The following is a 22,273-nucleotide window of genomic DNA, read 5'->3' as shown; positions in this document are numbered from 1 at the left end:
GCGGTGGAGTTCATCTTTCAGTGGTGAAGCAGGGTCAAGCAAGCGCTTCAGGTCAGCCAGTTCCACCCCCGTAATGTAAATCTCGTTGTTTTCATACATTACCATCGGTTGGCCGCCGCTCAGCAAAAACCGTATTCTCTTTAGAATAGGCGGGCCGAGATGATAGCTGGTATTGGACTCCAGGATAATCCGATTTCCAGGTACGTATTCTTTTAGCCGGAATGGCCCCGTGCCGTTAGCGGTCTTGAACCACTGGGGGCCTGACTCAACATTATCGCGGTCAAGGATGAAAGCGGTGGGGTAGGTCAGCTTGGATATGAAATAAGCTTTCGGGGCGTCTATGGTAATGGCGACGGTGTAGTCGTCAATAACTTTTATCCCCGCGACCTCGGAGGTTTCACCTCTCAGCCTTTCCCTCACTCCGACGATATCCCCCAGGTAGGTGTCCACCGTGGTCGATTGTGTCCTCGGGTCCGCGGGTCTTTCCAGAGACCATTTCACATCATCAGCCGTAACAGGTTTGCCGTCATGGAAGCTGGCATCACGCTGGAGTGAGAAGGTATATGTCCGGCCATCGGGGCTTATCGTCCATGATTCGGCCAGGTCGGGGACTATTTTGAGGTCAGTGTCCAGCGTCACCAGTCCGCCGAAGATTTCTACCAGTATCACCGCCGAATCAGCGTCCCTGGCGAGATGAGGGTCAAGGGTGGAAGGCTCATCCCAGAGCCGTACCAGTTCATCCGGGTCAGGCTGGACTTGCGGTCTCCCGCATCCCGGAAAGGACAGTATCAGCACGGTAAGGAAGATGCTGAGGATAATTCTGCCGGTCATCCTGCTCTTTCTTCGTAATGCGGTTGCTGCCAATTCCCGGTACCCTTTCTAATATATTTCTACGCCTTCCAGCAGGCTACCCAATGGTCAGGCTCTTTCAGTTCCAGCACCGGCTTCGCCTCCGGGCAATCAGTCTTGCCTTCGGGGCATACGGGATAAAAATTACAGCCCGCTGGAGACGAAAGCGAATCAGGAGCCTCGTCCTTGATAGTAATCCTCTTTCTCTGTAGTTCAGCGACGCGGTCAGGTACCGGGACCGCCGAGAGGAGGGCTCTGGTGTAAGGATGAAGCGGATTTCGGTAAATTCGCTCTCTGCTCCCGATCTCCAGTAACCTGCCCCGGTATAATACCCCGACACGCTCACTGATATAGCCGACGACAGCCAGGTCGTGGGCTATAAACAGGTACGTCAGATTTAACCTGGATTGCAGGTCCTGCAACAGGCACAAAATCTGAGATTGTATACAGACATCCAGCGCCGAAACCGGCTCATCACAGACGATGAACTCGGGATTTACCGCCAGCGCTCGGGCGATACCCAGGCGCTGGCGTTCCCCGGCGCTGAACTCATGCGGGTAATGGTTTGCCTGCCGGAGACTTAGACCGACGAGATCAAGCAGTTCCTTGATTCTCTCCTGGTACTCATTCCTGGGAGGCGAACGATGAATCCTGAAAGCCTCGGAGATGATATCCGAAGCCGTCGTCCGCGGGTCAAGAGAGCCGTAAGGGTCCTGGAAAATCATCTGCATCTTCCGTCGCATCAATCTGATCTGTTCCCCTCTCATTCCTGACAACTCTTCTCCTTGATAAAGTACTTCCCCGCCCGTAGGCCTGGTCAATTGAAGGATACATAGACCCACGGTAGTCTTCCCCGAGCCGCTTTCTCCCACCAGCCCCAGGGTGTGGCCGGGTGCGATTGAGAAGCTTACGTCATCGACCGCTCTTATCTCGCCCGTCTTTCTGGGCCAGAGGATGCCGGAGGATACCGGAAAGTACATCTTCAAGTTCTTTACTTCAATCAATGTGTCCATAAGAGCAGGAACAGTCCAAAATGATTCTTCATTTTCTTGCCCCGAAGCAGGCGCACCTGTGACCATCACTGACAGACTCAAGCGGCGGGTCTTCCTTTGAGCACTCGGCTATCGATTCAGGGCATCGCGGCAGAAAAGGACAGCCGCTATATTTGTCGCCAAGGTTTGGAGACTTGCCACTTATTGCAGAAAGTTGTTCCCCTATCTTGTCTATCCGGGGGACGCATTGAAGCAGACTCTGCGTATACGGGTGTTGCGGCCTGGCGAGAATGTCGTCCCCCGAACCGGATTCAACTATTTTACCGGCGTACATTACATTGACCCTGTCGGCATAACGCGCCACTATGCCAAGATTATGTGTAATTAAAATTATCGCGGTATGCGTTTCACGGGCGAGAATGGTCATCATGTCCAGGATTTGAGCCTGGACGGTAACATCAAGCGCGGTAGTTGGTTCATCGGCTATCATGATTTCAGGGTTGCAGCTCAGAGCCATGGCAATCATGACTCTTTGTCTCATACCGCCGCTGAATTGATGCGGATAGTCCCGGTAGCGCTCCTCGGCATCATGGATGCCGACGGATTGCAGCAATTGCAGGGCATGTCTGATTCCTGCCTTGCGGCCCATCTTCAGATGAATCCCCGGGGCTTCAGCGATCTGTTCCCCGATTCGCATTACCGGATTGAGGGAAGTCATCGGCTCCTGGAAGACCATGGCAATATGTCTGCCACGGATGTTCCTCATGTCCTTTTCAGAAAGCTGGAACAGGTCTTTCTGGTGAAAGAAGGCCTGCCCGCCGATGATTCTGCCGGGATGGCGCAGTAACCTTAATACGGATAAGGCGCTCACTGATTTCCCGGAGCCGCTTTCACCAACTAGCGCCATTATCTCGGCTTCGCGTAAGTCATATGAAATGCCGTCTACCGCTCTCGTGACGCCTTCGGCGGTAAAGAAATAAGCTCTCAGTTCTTTTAGCTGAAGGAGGATATCAGCCATGCTTTCTATTCCCGGCAACGGACTAAGACGTAACTAACAGGTTAGCAGAACAGCACTTCTTCTGCAAGCAGCGCAAGGTTAACCAGTGTAGCATGGTTATCGGGCATACTAACGAGCGTTAGAAACACTGCACCAGTTTTGAGGTGATACTTTAATTCACCCTGAGTGTGTAGCCGGCTGCCTGACTAACGATAGCGGGGGCTGGGAGGTGCTTTAACCGGGGAGGGGGATAAATTGCCAGGCTTGAAGGCGCGGTGCTATCATCAGGATAGCATAAGCCACCGGGAGAAATAATTAGATAAGAGAGGGCCAGGAGCATGTTCAAGACCAGGATTACCGAGATGTTCGGCATAGAATACCCGATAATATCAGGCCCGATGCAGTGGGTATCGCGAGCGGAGCTGGTATCCGCCGTGTCCAATGCCGGGGGACTGGGTATTCTGGCTTCAGTGACCTTCCCCAACACTGAAGAGCTGCGACAGGAAATCAGGAAGACCAGGAGTCTGACTGATAAACCCTTCGCCGTAAATGTTACCCTGCTGCCCACCGCCCGCCCGGTAAACTACGAGGGGTATTTCCTGACGGCCATAGAGGAAGGGGTGAAGATTATCGAAACCTCAGGACGGAGCCCGGAACCATATATCAAGCTGCTTAAAGACGCTGGAGCAAAGGTAATGCACCGTGCCACCCGCACCAGGGACATCAGGACCGCCGAGCGCGTCGGCGCTGATGCGGTCACTATTCTCGGCGTCGAAGCTGCCGGGCACCCCGGTATGGAAGACGTAACCTCCCTGGTGCGTATTCCCGTAACCGCCGATGCGGTCAAGGTGCCGGTAATCGCCGCCGGGGGCATCGCTGACGCGAGGGGATTTGTCGCCGCCCTCGCCCTGGGGGCGGAAGGGGTACTGATGGGCACCCGTTTCCTGCTCAGCCGGGAGTGCAACATCCACCCCAGAATCAAGGAATGGCTATTACAGCTTGGGGAAGCCGACACAATGCTTATCCAGCGCTCGATAAGAAACGCATCAAGAGTAGTCAGGACACCCCACACCGAGAAAATACTTGAGATGGAGGAGAGAGGAGCAACACTGGAAGAACTGCTACCGCTCATCAGCGGGCAGAGGGGCAGAAACGCCTACAGTACCGGTGATTTCAGTGATGCTAACATGAGCGCCGGTCAGGTAGTGGGACTGATACATGATGTCCCATGTGTCAAAGACATTATCGATGGCATTATCAACGAAGCCCGGCTCATCATCCAGCGACTGAACAATCTCGCCGGTAAAGGTTAAGTCACCGGTTTGCGTCCCGTCGCCTTAGCCATTTTTGTTTCTGCTCAAGCCGTACCTGCTCGTTGACGGGCCGGTAATCTGCCAGGAAGCTGTCTCTGAAAGCCGGGAAGGTGCCGTCATCAATGGCAGACCTTATTTCGCGCATCAGCCGGCTGATAAAAGTCAAATTATGAATGGTGGCTAAACGGTAAGCCAGCAACTCTCGGGCATTAAACAGGTGGTGCAGATAAGCCGCCGAGAAAGTGCGGCAGGTAGCGCAGGCACAATCGGGGTCAACCGGCCCGTCCATCTGCCTGAAAACAGCGTTGCGGATGTTTACCCGTCCCCGTCGGGTAAAGAGAGCGCCGTTCCTGGCGACACGGGTGGGCAGAACGCTGTCAAAAATGTCAATCCCCCGGGCTACCCCCGCCACAATATCCTCCGGAGAACCCACTCCCATCAGATAACGCGGCTTATTCTCCGGTAACAGAGCGACCGTTTCTTCAATGATTGATAGGGTCACTTTCTTCGGTTCGCCGAGACTCAACCCGCCGATGGCGTAGCCGGGAAAGTCCAGAGAGGTGAGGAATTCAGCCGACTGCCGCCGCAGTTCGGGAAAGATCCCGCCCTGGACAATGGCGTACAACGCCTGGTCGTCCCGCCGGTGAGTTTCCCGGCACCTCTCCGCCCACCGGTGTGTCCGCTGCACCGCCTGCTGTACCTTTTCCCGGCTGGCATCGTGGGCTGGACACTCGTCCAGTACCATAATAATATCGGCGCCGAGCTCCTCCTGAAACCGGACCGCCATCTCAGGAGTGATCAAGTGCTCACTACCGTCGATATGGGAACGGAAGACGGCGCCATCATCGGTGATACGGCGCAGGGGGGCTAAGCTGAATATCTGATAGCCGCCACTGTCGGTCAGGATAGCCCCATCCCAGGCCATGAACTTGTGCAGACCGCCCATTTTTTCAATCACGCTAATGCCTGGCCGGAGATAGAGATGGTAGGTATTGGTCAGCAGCATGTTCATACCCAGACCCTTTACTTCGGCGGGGGTCAGGGTTTTTACGGTGCCCTGGCTGCCGACCGGTAAAAACACCGGCGTCGGTACTACCCCGTGCGGAGTTCTCAACTCTCCGGCGCGGGCACCGTCTTTAGTATCCATTTTTCTCAGTGTGAAGAAATCAAGAGTATTCATTAATCTCTGCCGTCAGGTCAGGGAAATTGACATTACTGACCTATAAAAGCCAGATATCCAGGCACATGACCAGGAAAATCAGGCCCAGATAGGGGTAAGTCGAGAGCTTGTATAGCTTCCAGGCATCGGCAGAAGCTTTAGAAGCTACCAGCCGTAGCGTGGAATAGACCATGATAACGCTGAGCAGGCTGACCACCGCCAGATAAAACCAGCCGAAATCAGCGACAAAATAAAGAGTGATTGCCGTGACTGCCAGCACCAGGCTGAAGGGTAGCAATACGCTGACCGCTTCCCTTACCTCGCGGTTCATCGGAAAAAAAGTAAGCCCGGCACCAATATAGTCGTCCCGATTGGTAATCATGACACTCCAGACATGAAGCGGCAGCCAGACAGCAATGAGAACGCAGAGCAGCACCAGTTCCCAGCTAAAAGCCGGTCTGATGGCAAACCAGCCGACGAGCACCGGGGCGCAGCTGGCCAGCATTCCCTGCGGGAAAACGCAGGTCGCCCTTTTCCGTCCGACTATAGCCGCCACCGTACCGGTCAATCCGGCCATAAAGCTCAGCGGGTGCAGCCACCAGGACAGGCCTAGGCCGATAATAATCAGAAAAACCGTCAATGCCAGCGCCTTTTCCGGCGGAGCAATGCGTTTTGACGGTAGAACCCGGTACCGGGTACGCCGCATCCGGGCATCAATATCCCGGTCTAAATAATTGGTCAGTCCATTGACACCGGCGCTACCCAGCAAAATTGTTATCAGTACCAGAAAGAGCTTGTCTGCCGGTGGCTGGCCGGCGCCGGCAATGATGGCGGCGCTAAAACCGATAAAAGTCAATAAAGCCGTGGCACGGGGCTTCAGTACCTCAAGATAATTCCTCAGCATTTTGTGAAATCGCGCCATCTTCTAATCCCAGCCCAATCATCAGAATAAATCTCTCAAATGACCATTCAGCAGCCGCCTGACAATGGCCAGTCCTGCCACCGACAACAGGATAAAGAAGACTACCGGATAGGACCATTGATGAGCCACCATAGCCAGGGCAGTCCCTGCTGCCGGCGGATGCTCGGTATTGGTAATCGTCATCAAGAAGATAGCCAGTCCTACCGCCAGAGCGTAGACAAATAAAGTCAAAAATTCCCGGCCATTAATCTGCCTGCCCAGGGAGGAAGTGAGGAAAATATAGCGAAGTATAATACCGGAAAGCAAACCGACGATATGTCCTCCGAGGAGTCTTCGGGGTCTTGCCGTGATTGAGTGAGGCATGGCAAAAACGATAAAGGCGCTCGAACCGAGGGCGGCTACAACAGCCGCATGAGTCAGTACCTCAACAAAGTATAAAATCAAACCCAGAGTGACCACAGCCAGAAAGCTCTGGACAATATAGCTCTTCGGCGCCCTGAGAAATGATTTGTCGATTATCTCCATAGCTCTCCCTTCACGCTAGTGTAGTGCATCCGAAATACCGTTAATGACGCCCTCGTTCCATTCCGGCCCCGTATCAGGTACGGGATAAACTCCAGCCGGAATCCAGCTCGGAAACGCTTATGCTCTGGATACCGACTTTCGTGGCAATTTATATTTCAGGAGTTCACACCCTGCTCACGGTACGTCTCATCAAGATAGCCCTGCAGGATGAGGGCCGCCGCCACCGCGTCATCCCTGGTTTTCTGCCGGGTCTTTTTGGTGCGGGCAGACTGCATCAAGCGTCTGGCTGATACCGTGGTCAAACGCTCATCCCTGAACTCCACGGGAACATTAGTGTGGCCGGATAACTCCCGAACGAAAGTGTTTACTTTCTCGGCCTGTTGCCCAACGCTTCCATTCATCGTGCGGGGCAGACCGACGATAATCAGCCCAACCTGCCACCGGTCAATCAGACTGACAACAGCCTCAATATCATGTGGTTCATAACTGCGTTCGATAATCGTCAACGGGCTGGCCAGCATGTTGAGCGGGTCACTGAGCGCCACCCCGATGCGCTTATCGCCGATATCAAGTCCCAGAATACGTGTGATGATATCTCCCTGGATAACGCCCTGACTTAATCATAGCAGCTTCTTCACCATGCTTAGAGCTTCATCCAGCTTGTCTTTATTTTTGCCACCGGCCTGGGCCAGTGTCGCCTTACCTCCTCCACTACCCCCCGTCACCTCCGCCACCTGACGCACTATCTCCCCGGCATGAAAGCCTCGGGTAACCAGGTCAGGGGTTACCGCCGCCAGGAAAACAGGTCTGCCCTGGTAAACAGTTCCCAGAACTATAACCGCGCTCTTTAACTGCTCACGGAGCAGGTCACTCATCTCCCGTAAAGCCTCAATACGGAAAGATGGCACGGCAGCGACCAGTATCTTTGTCCCGTTAACCTCCTCAACCTTATTGAGCAAAGACCCGGTTATCTGCCGCGACAGTTCCCTTTCCAGAGCCTGAGCCCGCCGGCGTTCCGAGTCCAGCATACTTACAGTACCGGCAACCTTGCCCTTAACCTCATCCAGCGAAGCTCCCACGAGACGGGCAATCTCCTCGCGCTCGGCTAGAATGCTGCCCACAAAAGCCTCCGCCCCCCGGCCGGTAACCGCCTCGATACGGCGTAAACCGGCGCCGATGCTGCTCTCACCGGTGATGTGAAAGAAACCAATCTCCCCGGTGGTGCTGACATGAGTGCCGCCGCACAGCTCAACGCTGATTGGCGGACGCCCGATCCTGAGCACACGTACCACGTCACCGTATTTTTCATCGAACAGGGCGATAGCCCCAGCCTCGACAGCCTTCTTGTAGGGGAGTTCTTCATCATAGACCGGGAGGTCCTGACGTATCTTTTCATTGACCAGACTATTCGTCCGCCGTATTTCTTCTTTAGTCATGGCGACCAGGTGGGAAAAATCAAACCGGAACTGGTCCGGAGCTACCAGAGAACCCCGCTGCTGAATATGCTCACCCACCACTTGGCGCAGCGCCGCCTGGAGCAAGTGGGTGGCGGTGTGATTGCGGGCAATATCTCGCCGCCGTTCCTCATCAACCATTGCCTCCACCTCATCACCCACACTCAAGCTACCCTCAATTACGGAGCCAAGGTGCATAATAATGTCCGGGAGCATCCGCACGGTGCCGGTAACGGCAAAACGCCCGGCGGCACTCCGAATCTCCCCGGTATCCCCGACCTGTCCTCCCATCTCCCCGTAGAACGGGGTACTATCCAGAATCAGGCTGGCTTCCTGTCCTTTTTCAACCGTTCCCACCGCATCATTGCCCGCCAGTACATTGATGACAGCGGTCTTTTGCCTGAGATTATCGTAGCCGGTAAAGACAGTCCTTTTGATGTCCAGTTCTTTCAGTCTGTTAACTTCTTTCACGGCCAGCTCGAATTTATGGGCAGCCTTGGCTCTCCGGCGCTGCTGCTCCATCTCCTTTTCAAAGCCCTCCAGGTCTACGGAGAAACCCTTGCTGGCGGCAATTTCCTTGGTCAGTTCCACCGGAAAACCATAGGTATCGTAGAGCTTGAACATATCCTTACCTGATATTACGTTTCCCTTTTTGCTGGCGGTTTTCTCCACAATTCCGTCCAGTAATTCCAGTCCGGTATCCAGAGTCTCGCCGAACCGGGCTTCTTCCGGCTCAATCACTTTAAGAATGAAACCCCTTCTTAGTTCAAGTTCAGGATAGATGTGCTTCATCTGTCTGATAGTAATCTCAGCCATCTCCGCCAAAAAAGGCTTATCCAGTCCTAACTTCCGACCAAAGAGAGCGGCGCGGCGCAGCAACCGGCGCAGCACGTAGCCCCGCCCCTCATTAGACGGCAACACACCATCAGCGATGAGAAAAGCGATGCCCCGGCTGTGCTCGGCGACCACCCGTATGGCGTTATCCGTCTCGTCATCCACGCCATAACCCTTGCCGGTCATTGCCGCTATCCGCTCCATCAGAGGGGTAAAGAGGTCAGTCCCGTACACGGATTTCTTGCTCTGCAGGGCGGCGGCTATTCTCTCCAGTCCCATGCCGGTATCAATGTTAGGCCTGGGGAGCAGAGTGCGCTTGCCGTCTTTATCCTGGTTATACTGGGTGAATACCAGGTTCCAGATTTCAGAAAAACGCCTGCAATCGCAGCCGGGACCACAGGAGTCCAGCCCGCAGCCAGCCTCCTCCCCAAAGTCGTAGTAAATCTCACTGCACGGCCCGCACGGCCCGGAATCCCCCGCCGGTCCCCAGAAGTTGTCCTCCTCACCCATTCTCACTATCCTTGCCTTGGGGACGCCGAGCTGAAGCCAGTGGTGCAAAGCCTCTTCGTCATCCAGGAAGATGCTTATCCAGAGTCGCTCCGGCGGCAGCCTCAAGTGCTCCGTAACGAACTCCCACGCCCAGCCAATTGCTTCTTTTTTGAAGTAATCGCCGATGCTAAAGTTACCCAGCATCTCAAAGAAAGTCAGATGGGTAGCATCCCCCACCGATTCAATGTCGGTGGTGCGAAAGCACTTCTGGCAGGATGCCAACCGGGGATTGGGCGGCGCTGCCTCACCGAGGAAATACGGCTTGAACTGCACCATACCGGCGCTTGTCAGCAACAGCGTGGGGTCGCCATGGGGTATCAGGGAAGAACTGGGAATAATTTTATGCCCTTTACTCTCGAAAAAGCTCAGAAATGCGGTCCGAATTTCATCACTGGTCATGGTTATTTACGATTTTAGTTCAATGCAGACTGACTGTCAACGCCTGCACGGGAACAACGCCAACAACCTTGTCCGTCTCAGGGTTTTCCCTTCCCCGGCCCGGCACGTACCCTTTCAGACACCGGAGATCCACTAACACACCTGGTCATGGCTATGCTTGAGAATAAGACTAAAGTCCTGTATATCACCATCTTTATCGTATAAAATAATTGGATATTGAGAGAAAGGAGGTAACCTGATGAACAGCAAATTATTAGCTTTGACAATGGCCGTTCTTCTGGTAGTGCTTTCTCTTGGCGTAGCTTCACCGGTGCTGGCTTCTGAACCGGATGAAATGGAAGAGCCAGAACTGGAGGAATTCCGCTTTGAAGGCGGAAAGGTTAACAAGGTTTCTCTGATGGAGGGCAAGGGATGGATCGTAGTGGACTATACCAAATTCAAGGTCACCACCGATACTGATATCCGTGACGAAGATGGTATGCTGATGAAGGGTGTATTTGTTGACCTGAGGTTTGAGCGTCATCATGATAAGCTGATTGCTACCAGGATAACAGTGCTGGACGAGGACCCGGAAGAGGTCAGGTTTGAAGGCGAAATCACCAAGCTGGCCCTGATGCACTACAAAGTAGTCGTTGAAGGGACGAAGTTCATCACCAATGCTGATACCGAAATTGACGAAGGTCTCGCTGTTGGAGACCTTGTCAGGGTTGAGGCAGACCGGATGGACGGGAAGCTGATTGCCACCCGTATAACCCTCCTCGACTAGTACGATCAAGTAACGGCCTATACGAGGAAGGCGCCTCCCAGGAGGCGCCTTCCTTCTTTTAAACGGGAATAATCCCAGCTTATTGACAAGACGCCTTCTCTCCAGTAGGATTAGTGTTGGGTCAAGTATTTAGTCGACTTCCTGTCATCATGACAAAGAATCCCGATTTTCTGTTTTCGGGAACATGCTGCCCGAACACTGGTGGAATCGACTGGTTACAGTGAGCGCTATGAGACAACTTCAGCATCGGACTAAAGCGACTGAACAGCGAGCGGTATGCGTTTCCACCTTACTCAGTTTCAGAGAAGAATTTCCTCATCACAACATGCCCGAATAAGGAGAGGAGAAGATGAACTACATAGTCTTAGTCAAGCAGGTACCCGATATCAAAAATATCCCCAACGAGGCCTGGGACTGGGAGAAGGGGACCCTAAGAAGAGGGCTGCTGGACAATGTCTGTAATGAACTCGACAAGCTGGCGCTGGTCTTCGCCCTGAAGATGAGGGAGCGACATAATGGCCAGATAGTCAGTCTGACCATGGGGCCGCCCTTTGCCGAAGAAGTGTTAAGGTATGCCTTATCCATCGGCGCTGATGCCGGGGTCTTACTCACTGATAGAAAGCTGGGTGGGGCGGATACCCCGGCGACGGCCCACCCGCTGGCTCAGGCAATCAAAAAAATCGAGAAAGAAATATTCAAGGGCGACCGGAACTACATAATCGTCAGCGGCATGCAGTCAGTCGACGGGGATACCGCTCAGGTACCGGCACAAATTGCTGAAGGTTTGGGCATCCCCCATATTGCTTACGCTACTTCCTTCAGTTTTGACAATGGAAATCTGATGGTTGACCGCATAACCAGGAGGGGCTCCGAAACGGTCGCCCCCGCTGACTACCCCTGTATGATAACTGTCACCGAATGGGCCGAGCCGTTAAATGCCCTTTTCAGCCGTACCAGGTGGGCATATTCGCAAAAACTCTACCAGTGGAGCGCTGATGATGTAAATGCCGATGCGTCACGCATCGGTCTGGCTGGCTCCAAGACCAACGTGGTTAGAATTTTTTCCCCGCGGGATACCCTTCAAAAGAACTGCGTCTTTGAAAATGACCTGGGGCAATTAGCCAGATTGCTCAAAGAAACCTATACACGCAAACTCGAAGCCTCTGAAGATACGGAAGATAAAAAGTCCCAGTACCATCTTCCCGAAGGGAAGCAAAGCGATTATCAAGGGGAAGTCTGGGTCTATGCCGAGCAGGAAGGAGGGGAGATAAACCCGGCTTCCTTTGAACTATTAGGTAAAGCCACCGAGCTGGCCAGCCCGCTCAATGAAAAAGTCGGCGCGGTACTGGTGGGGAATAACGTCAGGAAATTAGCCGCGGATCTGATAGCCTATGGGGCGGACAAGGTCTACATAGCCGAGCATGAGCTTCTGGAAAACTTCCTGCCGGTACCCTATACCAGAGTGGCCGCTGAACTGATCGAACAATATAAACCACAGATGATGCTGTTCAGCGCCACGCCTCTGGGCAGAGAACTGGCGCCGAGGGTGGCTTACAAGACCAACTCAGGGCTGACCGCCGACTGCACAGCCTTGGACATTGTGGACTTCAAGAGGGGCGCTCGGGAATATACCGGTGTCCTGATGCAGACACGGCCTGCGCTGGGAGGCAATGTGATGGCGAGCATCATTACCCAGAACTCCACGGTACAGATGTCTACGGCCAGACCCGGTGTGATGCGTGCCTTGAAACCGGATACTGCCCGAAAGGGGGAGATTATCGAGTACAAGGCCCCGATAACCCCCGCTGATCTGGGGGCCAGGATAGTCTCGGCCGAAGTCCGCCCGCTGACTTCCGAGCTTAAAGATGCCACCATAATTGTTTCCGGCGGCAGCGGCTGCAAGACTAAAGAAGGTTTTGACCGGTGCATACCTCCCCTGGCGGAGAGCCTGGGCAAGTTCCTGGGAGCGGAAGCGATGGTCGGCGCTTCCAGGGCAGCCGTGGAGGCCGGGTTCATCGGCCGCAGCCACCAGGTAGGCCAGACCGGCCAGACAGTGAAACCCAAGGTTTATGTTGCCGCCGGTATTTCCGGCGCGGTACAGCACCTGACCGGCATGCAAAACTCGGATATTGTCCTGGCAATAAATAAAGATCCGAACGCGCGCATCTTCAAGGTAGCCGATCTTGGCATCGTTGGTAATATGGAAGAGATTGTTCCCAGATTTATCCAGGAACTAAATTCACAAGGAGCGTAGCCGTGAATGAACTGAATAAAATGGACGTACTTTTTGTCGGCGCTGGCCCGGCGAGCCTGGCGGGAGCCATCAGGCTGAAACAACTGCTCAATCAGCAGGGGAGAGCAGAGTCGGTCGTCGTTATTGAAAAAGCCGATAAGCTGGGGCAGCACAACCTTTCCGGCGCCGTCTTTGAAGCTGATGTTCTGGATGAATTAGTCCCCGGGTGGCGAGAAAAGCAGGACAGCTTTGTTACCAAAACACTGGCCAACGGAGTTGAGATAGACGAGACCGTTTTCCTGCCGGCCAACGGCTCCGCCATTAGACTCCCGGAAATTATGGTACCGCCATATATGCATCACAAGGGAAATTACGTCCTTTCCCTCAGTGAGATGGTCAACTGGTTAGCCGGTATTGCCCGTAGTCTTGGAGTGGAAATATATACCGGATTCGCGGCTAAAGAGATTATCGTCGAAGGCGGCGCGGTCAAGGGTATCAAACTCGGGGACAAGGGACTGGACAAAGAGAGAAATAAACAGCCGAACTACGCGCCGGGAGAAATATTAGAGGCCAGGGTAACCGTCCTCGGTGAGGGGTCTCTAGGTCAACTGGCGGAGAAACTGGTCAAGACCTTCAATCTGGACGCGGGCAAAAACCCGCAGGTTCATTCGGTCGGGGTCAAGGAGGTAATCAAACTCCCGGAGGAAAACAACTTCGGCCCGAACCGGGTGATACATACTTTTGGTTTCCCCAACAAGGGGCTGACTCCCGATATTTTCGGCGGGGGCACTCTGTACAGCTTGGGGCCGAACACGGTAGCACTGGCCCTGATTCTGGCGCTGGACTGGCGCTACTGCAATCTCAACCCTCAGACCGAGCTCCAGGTCTTCAAGTCCCACAGCTACATCAGCCGCCTCATCGAAGGCGGAGAGGTCACCGCTTATGGAGCCAAAACGCTGCCTGAAGGCGGCTACTACTCGCTACCGCAACCGTTCGCCGATGGGGCTATTATCATCGGCGACGGGGCCGGTTTTACCAACGCCAGAAAACTCAAAGGACTGCACTATGCCATCAAGTCAGGAATGTGCGCCGCCGAAGCTATTTTCCAGGCTATCGAGGCACAGGACTTCTCCCGCCGCAGCTTGAAATCTTATCAGGACCGGCTGGACGAGAGCTTTGTCATGAAAGATATACGCCGGGCCAGAAACTACCGGCAGGTCTTCAGCAAAACGGGCAGGGCCGGGATATACCTGGGAGCACCTTTATCTCTTGTCCAGCAATGGCTGCCCAGATTGAGCGCCAGACCTGACCATGAAGGTATGAGAAGGGTCAGCCTGGACCGCAAAAATGTCAGCGGTATTGACCGGCTGACGGCCGTCAGCTACTCCGGTACCATTCACCGGGAGGATGAACCTTCTCACATTACCTTCTCCGACCCGGGAGAATGCGCTGGCTGCTACAGGGAATTCGGCTGCCACCCCTGTGAGTCATTCTGCCCCGGGGAAGTTTACAGGTTCGATGGAGATGAATTGATTCTAAGTCCGTCCAACTGCGTGCACTGTCAGACCTGCCGTATAAAGTGCCCTCATCAGGTTATACAGTGGGAGGTGCCGGAAGGGGGCGACGGGCCAAAATATAAGGTAATGTAGCTCAGAGCTTTCATTATTCTCGCCGCTGTTATATTATGATTTCAATTATTATTGGAAGGAGGCAAGAGTAATGCTCTGTGCGAAGTGTAACCATTCCAACCCCGATGAAAACAATTTCTGTGGCAACTGCGGCGCCCCGCTGCCGGCAAACGGACGCGTAACCCTGAAAGACCTGATTGATGTCGGTTTGCTTAAAGCTGGCGATGAACTGACGATAAGCTACCGGGGCAAGGATGTAACTGCGTCTCTTCTGGCCGACGGCAAAATAGCGCGTGAAGGCCAGACCTATGACGGGCCGCTGTCCTGTGCCACCGCGGTAAGGGGGCAGACCTGTGATGGCTGGTTCTGCTGGAATGCCGTAGAGCAAGACACCGGAAAAAGCTATCCTATCAGCCATTACCGGGCGGCCCTGCGTAGACAAAGAGGCGGCTAGTTGAACCCGGTGATAACCTCTGTCGGTTGACTTTTGCGACCGTATCCGATATGCTGTAACCAAACTGAATAACGAACTTTAGAGGTGCCCGAGCGCAAGCGAAGGCTTAATGTGGAAGGCAAGCCCGGTGAGAATCCGGCACAGTCCCACCTGCTGTAACTGAGGGAGACAGTTCACTCAGAAGTCAGAACGCCAGCCTCTACTGTTTGTCGCCTCAGTGGAGATGGGGGAAGCAGTCTATAGTATACTGTGGGAACCCCCTTGTGCTGCACGAGGGGGTTCTTTGCGTTTTTGCATCCTCTCAACTGAGACGTGGCAAGGAAGCTAATAAGGTGTTTACCAAATTGAAAAACGGTAACCGGCTGGTCTTGATTTTGTTACTGCTGAGCGCGGCGCTGGTGTTTTCATTATTTCTGGCCAGTGCCGTCGGGGTGGTGTCCATCTCCCTCCCTGAGATATTACGCATGGCTCTTAACAAGCTCGCTGTTTTTAACCTGGCATCAACCTGGAGAAGCGTGGATGAGACAATTATTTTCCAGATCAGGCTCCCCAGGGTGATTGGCAGCGCCCTGGTCGGGGCAGCCCTGGCTACCGCCGGAGTTCTCTTTCAGGGACTGCTGCGTAATCCCATGGCAGACCCCTATATCATTGGCACCTCCGCCGGTGCCGCTTTGGGAGCTACTATCGCCATGATACTACCGGTCAGCCTGTCTTTCCTCGGCTTCGGGCTGATACCGGTAGCCGCTTTTATCGGCGCGCTGACAACGGTAATCATCGTCTATAACCTGGCACGGGTAGGTAGCAAGACACCAATCATCAGCATGCTCCTGGCCGGATTTGTCGTCAGCGCACTGCTGGCCGCCATTGTCGCTTTCATCATGTCGATCAGTGAGAAGTTTGACCTTGATATTCGGGTGATCTATTCATTTCTGATGGGACACATCTCGGTAAGCAGCTGGGAACAGATAGTCGTTATTGCCCCGCTGATAATCGGAGGTATCATCGGAGCCAGCCTTTTCGCCTTTCGCCTCAATGCCTTTTCACTGGGGGAAGAAGGGGCGGCTTACCTGGGGGTTGATGTCGAACGGGACAAGATACTCATCATGGCATTAGGTTCACTGCTTACTGCCGGCGCGGTTTCCATTAGCGGTTTGATTGGTTTTGTCGGGCTGGTAATGCCCCACGCGGTGCGTTTAAGCATCGGGCCGGACCACCGGCTGCTGTTACCAGCCTCGGCACTGGGCGGTGCCATTTTTGTCGTCATCGCTGACCTCTTTGCCCGGACACTGCTGGCCCCGGCGGAAATACCGGTCGGTATTATCACCGCCCTCATCGGGGCGCCGTTCTTCCTTTATCTGCTGAGATACAGTAGAAAGGAATACGCTTTCTGATGGTCAATATTCAGATACAACAGGCTTACTTCTCGTATAATAATTCCCATCATAATGGGTTTATCCTGCGTGACATTAACCTTTCGGTCAAAGCCGGTGAGATGGTGGGACTAATCGGGCCTAACGGTTCCGGCAAGACTACCCTGATTAAGCTCACCAGCGGTATCCTCAAACCCAAAAGAGGGAATATCAAGCTGGACGGAGCTGACCTGAACCGGATGAGCCGCAACTCTATTGCTCGCTGCGTGGCGGTGGTACCACAACAGTTCCATACCCCGTTTGCCTTTACTACCAGTGAAGTGGTAATGATGGGACGTACCCCCTTCATTAGAACCATCGCCGGAGAGACTGCTGCTGACCGGGAAGCCGCCGCTACCGCTATGGAACTGGCCGGTATCAGCCAGTTTGCCCAGCGCCGTTTCGATGAGTTGAGTGGCGGTGAAAAACAGAAGGTGATTCTGGCGATGGCATTAGCGCAGCAACCTGGCCTTTTGCTTCTCGATGAGCCGACAACGCACCTGGACATCTGGCACCAGGTAGAGACCCTGGAGCTGGTCAAGAACCTTAATGTGAGTCACAATCTTACGGTCATCGCCGCCATTCATGACCTTAACCTGGCTGCCCTCTACTTTGACCGTTTGATCCTGCTCAAAGCGGGCAGCGTTCTGGTTGATGGTACCCCGTCACAGGTCTTAACTGAAGACAGCATCAGAGGCGCTTTTTCGGCATCGGTCAGAGTGGAAAAACATCCGGCAACCGGTGGCCCTCATATTGTCATCGTACCCGGGGAAAGCGCCAACAGGCAGCCAGCCACCATTGATGGAACAAAAAAATAGACCCCCGTCCCAATTACGGGGCAGGGGTCTACTCATGGTAATTCTCCGGTCACACCCGGTATTTTTAATTACAATCCAAGTACCTGGGCCACCCGTTTCCGGTGATGGGTAGGATCTCCCAGGTAGGAGTACATGGTTTTCGCCTTTTTGCTGTATAGGTAAAGAGGGAACTTCTTGTCAACGCCAACACCGGCATGGACCTCATGAGCCAGGTGCCCGCACTCATGGAAGGACTCGCTAACCATCGCCTTAGCCAGTGATATCGATTCATCCTGCTCGCTTTGTGGTTTATTGGCGTCTACCTTCCATAATGCTTCATAGGTCAGCCAGCGGGCCTTCTCCAGGTAGTTTGCCTGTCCGATAATGTATCCCTGCACCCACTGGAAAGCGCCGATAGGCTGGCCGAACTGGACCCTGGTCTGGGCATATTCCACGGTCATATCCAGCAGATGCTGGCAACCGCCGAGCATATAAGCGCAAAGCAGTAATGAAGTTCTATCCATCGGTTTCGCCAGAGCCGCCCAGCCCTTGTCCTTCTCACCCAGGATGTTGGCGGCGGGGACTTCCACCGCCTTAAAGGTTACCTCATTGAGTTTCTCGCCGGTAAAACCGACCAGGTCGCGGCAGGAGATCCCCGGGGCGTTCTTGTCCACCAGGAACAGGGTAATCCCATCCGCCGGGTCACGGCTCTCTTTAGTCCGGGCAACACAGACAATCTGGTCAGCGATCTGGGCGTCATGGACAAAACGTTTAGTCCCGTTAAGCACGTAATTCCCGCCTTTGGCGGTGGCTGTCAGGTGAATACATTCCGGGTCCCAGCCATAGTCAGGCTCCGTGAGTGCCAGGGCCAGTATCTTTTCCCCCTGGGCAATCGCCGGCAGAAGTGCTTTCTTCTGCGCTTCGGTGCCGACTCCGAGGATAAGTGAAGCACAAAGTATCTCGGAGAAGTAAGGGCCGGGTAACAACGCCTGCCCCATTTCCTCATAGAGGATACCCAGGTCCTGTATGCTGGTACCCATTCCGCCATATTCCTCGGGAAGGTCCATCGCCAGCCAGCCAAGGCCAGCTGTCTTGCTCCAGAGCTGAGCGGAGAACCCTGACTCGCTCTCATCTATTTCTTTAACTAATGTCCACGGACATTCACGCTTCAGAAAGTCCCGGGCTGTATTTCTAAGCATTTCCTGTGTCTCAGTAAGAGACAGATCCATTAGATTATCCTCCTCGCAGTTTACATTTATTAGTGGGCGGCGGCCGGTCGTGGGGCACCTCGACCCAGTCCCAGAGCACGGGACATCATGATTTGCTGGACTTCCGGCGTTCCGCCGATATGGGTAACGTCTGCCAGTCGTACCTCGTTAACCATCTCTCCCATCAACACCTGCAACTCGGGGTCATCAATCAAGCTGGCCGGTCCCAGGATATCCATCAGGGCTTTCCCGAAAACCGGTCCGAAGCGTTTTCTGTGCAGAGATGTCTGGGTTCCGGTGTAACGCACTCTCTGTATTTGACCTCGTGCCATCGCGAAGTTACGCAGCGCCCAGAGTCGCCCTACCTGATATTCAGTATAGAGTTGGACCAAAAGGTCCTGGATGATAGGGTCATTACTTATTGGTTTACCGTTACGCAGCGTCTTCTTGCAGTAGTCAACAAAATGCAATACCCGCCGGTTGCGGGGGGTAAGAGAACCTCCTCCCCCGTGCTCCAGATGCAGGGTTGCCTGGGTTACCAGCCACCCTTTATTTTCCGTACCGATAAGATGGTCGGCGGGACAGCGTACGTCCTCGCAGAGAACCTCCCACTTTTTACCTTCCGCAGCGATGAGGTCAAGGGGGATGAAGGTAATACCCGGTAGGTCTGCCGGGATAAAGAAGGCGCTGATATTTTCGCGGCGGGGAGCCTGCGGGTCAGTGACCGCCGGCCAGTAAAGAAAATCAGGGCGGAGCCCTTCCGGCTGCTGCCCGACAAAGACCTTGTCTCCATTGATAACATAATGGTCTCCGTCACGGACAGCCGTGCTCTTCATGGAAGCTTCATCACTACCGGCATCCGGCTCGGTAAAGCACTGGAAACCAAACCACTCGCCGCTGAGCAGCCTGGGCAGGAACTTCTTTTTCTGTTCCTCGGTACCCTGGTCCATAATTCCGCCAGTCATAATCGGGGAGACTTCGTAGCCCCCCGGCCAGCGGTGCTCGTCTCTTACCTTGGCAAACTCCTCAGACAGGACGATACAGTGGTCAAGGTCAAGCCCTCCACCGCCATATTCCGTGGGATAGGCAGGGGCGAACCAGCCTTTAGCGCCCATCTTGCGGTCTAGCTCCCGGCCATACGCGAACATGTCAGCGGACATCCTGACCGGGTCGGGAGGTACAATCGGTTCTTTATAGGCGTGTTCCTCAATGAAGGCGCGTACCTCTTTACGGAACTCCTCTTGTTCCCTGGTATAATGAAATTCAAAATCCATATACCTGTTACCCTCCTTATATTTTCTATTTTGTTTCCGTTTATTACCGGGGCGCGGCCCGTACGGCACTCCGGCCCAAACCCAGAGCACGAGACATCATAATCTGCATGACCTCAGGAGTACCACCGACATGAGTGACTTCAGCCAGCCTGACCTCAAGCTCAACCTCCCCCAAAAGTATCTGCAACTCGGGGTCGCTGATCAAGCTGGCCGGTCCCAGAATATCCAGCAGAACCTTCCCCCGCACCGGAGAAGAACGCTTCCGGTGCAGCGAAGTCTGGGTTCCGGTATAGCGCACCCTTGGTATTTGTCCCTGGGCCATAGCAAAGTTACGCACTCCCCAGAGCCGGGCCACCTCAGCCTCAGTATAAAGCTGTATCAGGATATCCCGGATAATGGGGTCACTACTTATCGGTTTACCGTTGCGCAGCGTCTTCTTGCAGTAATCAATGAGACGACGCTCCAGGTGTTCCCCGGTTGTCAGATGACCTCCGCCACCATGCTCCAGGTGCAGGGTCGCCTGAGTCACCAGCCACCCCTTGTTTTCCTCCCCAATCATGCAATCTGCCGGGCAGCGCACGTCTTCACAGATCATGTGCCACCTCTGGCCGCCGCCGCCACCGACCAAATTCAAGGGAATATAGGTAATGCCCGGCAGGTCTGCCGGGATAAAAAAGGCGCTGATATTTTCATGGCGTGGAGCCTGAGAGTCGGTAACCGCTGCCCAGTAAAGATAATCCGGGCGAGGCCCGCCCACGGGTTCGCCGCCAACAAAGACCTTTTCCCCATTAATGATGTAAACATCTCCATCACGAACGGCGGTACTCTTCATGGCTGCCTCGTCACTGCCGGCTTCAGGTTCGGTAAAACACTGCGCGCCATGCCAATCGCCCCGTAACAATTTGGGCAGAAAGCGCCTTTTTTGCTCCTCGGTACCGTGGGCCATAATACCCCCGGTATGAATCGCGGAGACTTCGGTAGAGCCGGGCCAGCGGTGCTCTCGCTTTATCCGGCCGAATTCTTGAGCCAGTACCACGCAGTGACCGAGGTCTAAACCGCCGCCGCCATATTCACCAGGGTAAGCCGGAGCATACCAGCCCCGCTCACCCATTTTACGGGAAAGCTCCTTACCCCTGACGAACATCTCAGGACTAAGCTGAACCGGGTCAGGAGGGACAATCGGTTCTTTATAGGCATGTTCTTCAATGAAGGCGCGTACCTCCGAACGGAAGGCTTCCAACTCTTCACTGAAATGATACTCAAAATCCATGCACCGCTGCCCCCTTCTTTTTCAGCCAGAATCCGGGATAACAACTGTAGCAGTGGTAACTCTAACACATATTCAAAAACCAGTCAAGCAGCGCCGGATTTTTTCCGCGCGTTGACTTCGCTCGTGCGCGCTGGTAATATTAAACTAGAGGAGGAATAAGCAATGGTAGTAGAGCCGGTTACCCGACTTTCCCTGTTTCCGTTAGAGTCAGAAATCAATGCCCTGGGACACCTGGTAATTGGTGGTTGTGACACTGTAGCGCTGGCGAAGGAGTTTGGCACGCCGCTTTATGTCTTCGATGAGTTCAGCCTGCGTAGCAAGTGCGCCGAATTTAAGGCCGAGTATGGCCGGCGCTATGCTGATATCACCGTCGTTTATGCCTGTAAAGCCTTTGTTAACAAGACCCTGCTGCAAATGTTCCGGGAGGAAGGGCTGGGGCTGGATGTGGTCTCCGGCGGAGAGCTGGGTATCGCCCGGTCGGCCGGTTTCCCTTTAGAAAAAGTCTATTTTCACGGCAATAACAAGTCGGCCGAGGAACTTGGTCTGGCTCTGGACTGGGGTGTCGGACGCGTGGTGGTGGACAATTTCCATGAGTTGAAAATGCTGGGTGAGATGGCACAGCAGAGGGGCCGTGTCGCTGATATCCTGCTGCGTCTGTCCCCGGGGATAGACCCGCATACCCATCGCTATATTACCACCGGTAACATTGACAGTAAGTTTGGCATTCCGCTGGTGAGCGCTGAAGAGGCAGTCACCAGGGCTATGGCCATGCCCGGTCTGAACCTGATTGGCTTGCATTTCCACATCGGCTCTCTCATTTTCGAGATGGAGCCTTATCAGCAGGCGATTGAGGTTACCATTGACTTTGCCGCGAAGATGAGAGAGAAACACGGTTTTGAGCTGAAGGAACTGAACGTGGGTGGCGGCGTGGCAATTCAGTATTCACTGGATTCTCCGGCGTTACCGGTTTCGACTTATGCTGAGACGATAGTAGCTAAGATTAAGAGCCAGTGCTCGAAGTCAGGTCTACCGCTACCCAGACTTGTTGTCGAACCGGGCAGGTCGATAGTGGGGCGGGCCGGGGTTGCCCTTTATACAGCGGGGGTGGTGAAAGATATCCCTGGTATCCGGCGTTATGTCTCGGTAGATGGTGGTATGGCGGATAATATCCGCCCCGCTCTTTATGGATCTAAACAGGAGGCGGTGATTGCCAATAAAATGCGAGAGGAAGATACAGAAAA

General features: G+C 54.1%; 19 protein-coding genes and 1 riboswitch. Of the genes, 8 read left to right on the top strand and 11 right to left on the bottom strand.

Features of this window, described 5'->3' with window-relative positions:
* The 3 genes from Q8Q07_09350 to Q8Q07_09340 all read right to left on the bottom strand — a co-directional run.
* The coding region (locus tag Q8Q07_09350; protein MDP3880491.1) for an ABC transporter substrate-binding protein at positions 1-831 on the bottom strand (831 nt) is incomplete at its 3' end.
* Between the two features lie 59 nt (positions 832-890).
* Entirely contained in the window at positions 891-1,862 is a 972-nt protein-coding gene (locus Q8Q07_09345; GenBank protein MDP3880490.1) for an ABC transporter ATP-binding protein, read from the bottom strand.
* 28 nt (positions 1,863-1,890) lie between these two features.
* Entirely contained in the window at positions 1,891-2,859 is a 969-nt protein-coding gene (locus Q8Q07_09340; protein ID MDP3880489.1) for an ABC transporter ATP-binding protein, read from the bottom strand.
* 317 nt (positions 2,860-3,176) lie between these two features.
* On the opposite strand from Q8Q07_09340, the gene Q8Q07_09335 reads away from it, so the two are divergent.
* Positions 3,177-4,151, top strand: a complete 975-nt coding sequence (locus Q8Q07_09335; protein MDP3880488.1) for a nitronate monooxygenase family protein — start codon at positions 3,177-3,179, stop codon at positions 4,149-4,151.
* Between the two features lies 1 nt (position 4,152).
* Here Q8Q07_09335 and tgt read toward each other — a convergent pair whose 3' ends face one another.
* The 5 genes from tgt to alaS all read right to left on the bottom strand — a co-directional run bounded on the left by tgt (position 4,153) and on the right by alaS (position 9,993).
* Positions 4,153-5,331 (bottom strand): tRNA guanosine(34) transglycosylase Tgt, encoded by a 1,179-nt coding sequence (gene tgt, locus Q8Q07_09330; protein MDP3880487.1) that lies wholly within the window; start codon positions 5,329-5,331, stop codon positions 4,153-4,155.
* 40 nt (positions 5,332-5,371) lie between these two features.
* Entirely contained in the window at positions 5,372-6,232 is an 861-nt protein-coding gene (locus Q8Q07_09325) for a UbiA family prenyltransferase (protein ID MDP3880486.1), read from the bottom strand.
* Between the two features lie 21 nt (positions 6,233-6,253).
* On the bottom strand, positions 6,254-6,757 hold the full coding sequence (locus Q8Q07_09320; GenBank protein MDP3880485.1) for an HPP family protein: 504 nt from the start codon (positions 6,755-6,757) through the stop codon (positions 6,254-6,256).
* A gap of 155 nt (positions 6,758-6,912) precedes the next feature.
* Positions 6,913-7,335, bottom strand: coding sequence for a Holliday junction resolvase RuvX (gene ruvX / locus Q8Q07_09315; protein MDP3880484.1), 423 nt, complete (start codon positions 7,333-7,335; stop codon positions 6,913-6,915).
* A gap of 42 nt (positions 7,336-7,377) precedes the next feature.
* A complete protein-coding gene (gene alaS / locus Q8Q07_09310) occupies positions 7,378-9,993 on the bottom strand; it encodes an alanine--tRNA ligase (protein MDP3880483.1) in 2,616 nt (871 codons plus the stop codon).
* 238 nt (positions 9,994-10,231) lie between these two features.
* Between alaS and Q8Q07_09305 the strand changes: the two genes are divergently transcribed.
* The 6 genes from Q8Q07_09305 to Q8Q07_09280 all read left to right on the top strand — a co-directional run bounded on the left by Q8Q07_09305 (position 10,232) and on the right by Q8Q07_09280 (position 17,301).
* A complete protein-coding gene (locus Q8Q07_09305; GenBank protein MDP3880482.1) occupies positions 10,232-10,759 on the top strand; it encodes a DUF5666 domain-containing protein in 528 nt (175 codons plus the stop codon).
* Positions 10,760-11,108: 349 nt separating this feature from the next.
* Entirely contained in the window at positions 11,109-13,013 is a 1,905-nt protein-coding gene (locus tag Q8Q07_09300) for an FAD-binding protein (protein ID MDP3880481.1), read from the top strand.
* 2 nt (positions 13,014-13,015) lie between these two features.
* On the top strand, positions 13,016-14,641 hold the full coding sequence (locus Q8Q07_09295; GenBank protein MDP3880480.1) for an electron-transfer flavoprotein:ubiquinone oxidoreductase: 1,626 nt from the start codon (positions 13,016-13,018) through the stop codon (positions 14,639-14,641).
* 70 nt (positions 14,642-14,711) lie between these two features.
* Positions 14,712-15,074: a zinc-ribbon domain-containing protein gene (locus Q8Q07_09290; GenBank protein ID MDP3880479.1), complete on the top strand. Its 363-nt coding sequence runs from the start codon at positions 14,712-14,714 to the stop codon at positions 15,072-15,074.
* 65 nt (positions 15,075-15,139) lie between these two features.
* Positions 15,140-15,290: riboswitch (cobalamin riboswitch) on the top strand.
* 116 nt (positions 15,291-15,406) lie between these two features.
* Positions 15,407-16,465 carry an iron chelate uptake ABC transporter family permease subunit gene (locus tag Q8Q07_09285; protein ID MDP3880478.1) on the top strand — a complete coding sequence of 353 codons (1,059 nt, stop codon included), beginning with the start codon at positions 15,407-15,409 and terminating at the stop codon, positions 16,463-16,465.
* Positions 16,465-17,301, top strand: a complete 837-nt coding sequence (locus Q8Q07_09280) for an ABC transporter ATP-binding protein (protein ID MDP3880477.1) — start codon at positions 16,465-16,467, stop codon at positions 17,299-17,301. The genes Q8Q07_09285 and Q8Q07_09280 overlap by 1 nt, the downstream gene beginning before the upstream one ends.
* A gap of 68 nt (positions 17,302-17,369) precedes the next feature.
* Here the strand turns inward: Q8Q07_09280 and Q8Q07_09275 are convergent, their stop codons facing one another.
* From Q8Q07_09275 to Q8Q07_09265, 3 genes are read right to left on the bottom strand one after another with little or no spacing between them, the layout of a single operon-like run.
* Entirely contained in the window at positions 17,370-18,509 is a 1,140-nt protein-coding gene (locus tag Q8Q07_09275) for an acyl-CoA dehydrogenase family protein (GenBank protein MDP3880476.1), read from the bottom strand.
* A 29-nt stretch (positions 18,510-18,538) separates the two neighbouring features.
* Positions 18,539-19,762 (bottom strand): acyl-CoA dehydrogenase family protein, encoded by a 1,224-nt coding sequence (locus Q8Q07_09270; GenBank protein MDP3880475.1) that lies wholly within the window; start codon positions 19,760-19,762, stop codon positions 18,539-18,541.
* A 43-nt stretch (positions 19,763-19,805) separates the two neighbouring features.
* Positions 19,806-21,032: an acyl-CoA dehydrogenase family protein gene (locus Q8Q07_09265; GenBank protein ID MDP3880474.1), complete on the bottom strand. Its 1,227-nt coding sequence runs from the start codon at positions 21,030-21,032 to the stop codon at positions 19,806-19,808.
* A 162-nt stretch (positions 21,033-21,194) separates the two neighbouring features.
* Between Q8Q07_09265 and lysA the strand changes: the two genes are divergently transcribed.
* The coding region (gene lysA / locus Q8Q07_09260) for a diaminopimelate decarboxylase (GenBank protein ID MDP3880473.1) at positions 21,195-22,273 on the top strand (1,079 nt) is incomplete at its 3' end.

Source organism: Dehalococcoidales bacterium (assembly GCA_030698765.1).
GTDB lineage: Bacteria > Chloroflexota > Dehalococcoidia > Dehalococcoidales > UBA2162 > JAUYMF01.
The sequence above is the reverse complement of the archived record's forward strand: the minus strand, read 5'-3'. Positions and strand labels throughout refer to the sequence as shown.

Excerpts from the sequence above, each read along its gene's own strand:
- Q8Q07_09345 (MDP3880490.1), bottom strand. The coding sequence starts at position 1,862 with ATGGACACATTGATTGAAGTAAAGAACTTGAAGATGTACTTTCCGGTA.
- Q8Q07_09340 (MDP3880489.1), bottom strand. The coding sequence starts at position 2,859 with ATGGCTGATATCCTCCTTCAGCTAAAAGAACTGAGAGCTTATTTCTTT.
- Q8Q07_09335 (MDP3880488.1), top strand. The coding sequence starts at position 3,177 with ATGTTCAAGACCAGGATTACCGAGATGTTCGGCATAGAATACCCGATA.
- tgt (MDP3880487.1), bottom strand. The coding sequence starts at position 5,331 with ATGAATACTCTTGATTTCTTCACACTGAGAAAAATGGATACTAAAGAC.
- Q8Q07_09325 (MDP3880486.1), bottom strand. The coding sequence starts at position 6,232 with ATGGCGCGATTTCACAAAATGCTGAGGAATTATCTTGAGGTACTGAAG.
- Q8Q07_09320 (MDP3880485.1), bottom strand. The coding sequence starts at position 6,757 with ATGGAGATAATCGACAAATCATTTCTCAGGGCGCCGAAGAGCTATATT.
- alaS (MDP3880483.1), bottom strand. The coding sequence starts at position 9,993 with ATGACCAGTGATGAAATTCGGACCGCATTTCTGAGCTTTTTCGAGAGT.
- Q8Q07_09305 (MDP3880482.1), top strand. The coding sequence starts at position 10,232 with ATGAACAGCAAATTATTAGCTTTGACAATGGCCGTTCTTCTGGTAGTG.
- Q8Q07_09300 (MDP3880481.1), top strand. The coding sequence starts at position 11,109 with ATGAACTACATAGTCTTAGTCAAGCAGGTACCCGATATCAAAAATATC.
- Q8Q07_09290 (MDP3880479.1), top strand. The coding sequence starts at position 14,712 with ATGCTCTGTGCGAAGTGTAACCATTCCAACCCCGATGAAAACAATTTC.
- Q8Q07_09280 (MDP3880477.1), top strand. The coding sequence starts at position 16,465 with ATGGTCAATATTCAGATACAACAGGCTTACTTCTCGTATAATAATTCC.
- Q8Q07_09275 (MDP3880476.1), bottom strand. The coding sequence starts at position 18,509 with ATGGATCTGTCTCTTACTGAGACACAGGAAATGCTTAGAAATACAGCC.
- Q8Q07_09270 (MDP3880475.1), bottom strand. The coding sequence starts at position 19,762 with ATGGATTTTGAATTTCATTATACCAGGGAACAAGAGGAGTTCCGTAAA.
- Q8Q07_09265 (MDP3880474.1), bottom strand. The coding sequence starts at position 21,032 with ATGGATTTTGAGTATCATTTCAGTGAAGAGTTGGAAGCCTTCCGTTCG.